The sequence below is a fragment of the Streptomyces wedmorensis genome (assembly GCF_000716445.1).
Taxonomy (GTDB): domain Bacteria; phylum Actinomycetota; class Actinomycetes; order Streptomycetales; family Streptomycetaceae; genus Streptomyces; species Streptomyces wedmorensis.
This window is the reverse complement of sequence record NZ_JNWK01000255.1, coordinates 1-201: the sequence shown is the minus strand read 5'-3', so window position 1 is coordinate 201 and position 201 is coordinate 1. Positions and strand designations below refer to the sequence as shown.

Here is a 201-nt window from a genome sequence, read left to right as displayed (position 1 = left end):
GCCTGCTGGCCGCCGAAGTAGGGGAACTTGGTGTCGAGGAAGGCCTTGGATTCGAGGTCGGCGCGGGTGGCGGGGAAGGCGCCCTGGGTGACGCGGGTGGTGGCGCCGGTGCCGGTGGTGGCGAACTCGGTGAAGGCGTAGGCGAGTTCCTTGTTCTTGGCGGCCTTGGGGACGGCCAGGGAGCTGCCGCCGTTCTCGGCG

General features: G+C 70.6%; 1 pseudogene. It reads right to left on the bottom strand.

The window, feature by feature from the left end:
- A pseudogene (locus tag OO54_RS41315) lies at window positions 1-201 on the bottom strand (sugar ABC transporter substrate-binding protein); the annotation flags it as partial.